This window comes from Kocuria sp. ZOR0020, from assembly GCF_000800955.1.
GTDB lineage: Bacteria > Actinomycetota > Actinomycetes > Actinomycetales > Micrococcaceae > Kocuria > Kocuria subflava.
This window is the reverse complement of record NZ_JROX01000363.1, coordinates 1-1,826: the sequence shown is the minus strand read 5'-3', so window position 1 is coordinate 1,826 and position 1,826 is coordinate 1. Positions and strand designations below refer to the sequence as shown.

The window sequence follows — 1,826 nt, the reverse complement described above, 5'->3', positions numbered from 1 at the left end:
CGGTTGACACCACCGAGGACCAGGTGTTCGTAGCGATCTATCCAGAGGCGTGGGCGGATCTGCTGACGTGGGTGCGCGCAGATGACACGCCGATCACGGGGTTTCCGCAGCCCGGGACCGCTGGGCCTCAGCCCTGGGATCCCGCACTCTTGGCTCGTCTGCGGCAGCAAGGCTGGGCCACCGCTGGTGCGGGAGTGGGCGCCGGTGCCACGGTCAGGCAGCGAATTGGCGCCAACCCGGTGTTGGTCAAGGTGTCCGTGGCAAGCGTGGTGATCGTGATGGCCGCGGTGGCTGGTCACCTGCTGGTCGGCGAGCACACGACCTTGCGCAGCCTTCTGGCGCCGCTGATCGCGGGGCTGGGAAGCCTGATCACGGTGTCCATGCGCAAGCCGTTTCCGGTGGTCACGCCGTGGATTCCCCTGGCAGTCCTGGCGGTCTACGTCTGGATGACCTTGGCAGGATCGGATGTGGGCCGCGTGCTGGTTTTCGCCGCTTTCATCCCGGCGGCTTACGGCTCACTGTGGATGGATCGACGACGACGCAACCACCCGCGCCGTCGTCGATCCTGAAGGCCAGGCAAGGCCAGGGTCAGCTCAGGCTCGCGTCAAGCCGTCCACTGAGAACTCCTGGCCATCCGGGATGCCGTTCATGTTCTGGTCAGGATTCAACGGGTCCACCAGGACCACCAAGGGCTCTTGCAGCCAATCAATCCAATCCACGATGTAAAGGCCTTCCTGGGCATCCGTGAAGCCGTCGCCGTCAGTGTCTGCGCTGTTGGCATTCGTACCCTGGGCGATCTCAATCGCGTCAGACAGTCCGCCAGAATCAGAATCCGCCGAGTTGCCACGCGTTTGGCTCGCGGGATAATCCGCCCAATCCGCGTTTCCGTACCCGAAGATCTCCACTGCATCCACCACGCCGTCGCCATCGGTGTCCGTGTTCAGAGGATTGGTGCTGTTGCCGATCATGCTGTCCTCAACTCGACCGGGCGCACAGTCACCGTCAATGTCTTCAATGCGGTAGCCAGGGAACGGTTCGGCGCTTTCATTGAAATTGGGGTCGGTACCGGCTGCGACCTCGTCACCGTCAGTCACGCCGTCGTAGTCAGTGTCTGCGCTGAGCACGCAGGTTCTGAACATTCCGCCCCTGCCGAGTTTTTGGTTGACTTCCTGGGCGTCAGTGAGTCCGTCATTGTCAGTGTCGGGATTGTCGGGACGCGTGTACTCGCGGTTTTCTTCCGAATCGCTCAGACCGTCCCCGTCCGTGTCGGCCAAGACAGGATCTGTGGGGATGACGAATGGCGTTGTCTGACCGGAACCCGTGAGGACTCCTTGACGTTTGGTTCCAACACCGATCAGCTCATGGCCGTCCGGGATGCCATCTCCATCCGTGTCCGGGTGACGCGGGTCCGTGCCCAGTGCCAGTTCGTCGGTGTTGGTCACGCCATCCAGGTCCCAGTCGTTCCAGGCAACGTTCCACAGGGCGTCGTAGGAAGACGTTGGCTCGACTGCGCCCGCGGGTGCCTGTGCCAGAAGCGTGCTCAAGGGCAGTGCAACCGCCGCCCCGATCGATGCCACTCGGCGTGATGCCTTGATGCTGATGCTGTTCACGATTCCCCCTGCGTTACAGCAATTGATGGCGATGTGGTGCGCATCGCTACCTCAATCTACGCCCACCTTCGGGGTTGACCAGCCTCGATGACCACAAGTTGCATTAGTTGCTGGGGAAACTAGATGGGTTGGGGTGGCACCTGGGTGAGATCACCGGCTGTTGTTGAGATGACACCCCGTTGCTGGTGATCTCAGCATCAGGTGGTGATCTCACGG

At 62.0% G+C, this 1,826-nt stretch carries 2 protein-coding genes; one reads left to right on the top strand and one right to left on the bottom strand.

Annotated elements, in window-relative coordinates; genetic code table 11:
- The coding region (locus L979_RS16465; RefSeq protein WP_047692827.1) for a hypothetical protein at nucleotides 1-569 on the top strand (569 nt) is incomplete at its 5' end.
- A gap of 24 nt (nucleotides 570-593) precedes the next feature.
- On the opposite strand, the gene L979_RS13770 is transcribed toward L979_RS16465, so the two are convergent.
- A complete protein-coding gene (locus L979_RS13770) occupies nucleotides 594-1,610 on the bottom strand; it encodes a hypothetical protein (protein WP_047692825.1) in 1,017 nt (338 codons plus the stop codon).
- Between the last annotated feature and the right edge of the window lie 216 nt (nucleotides 1,611-1,826).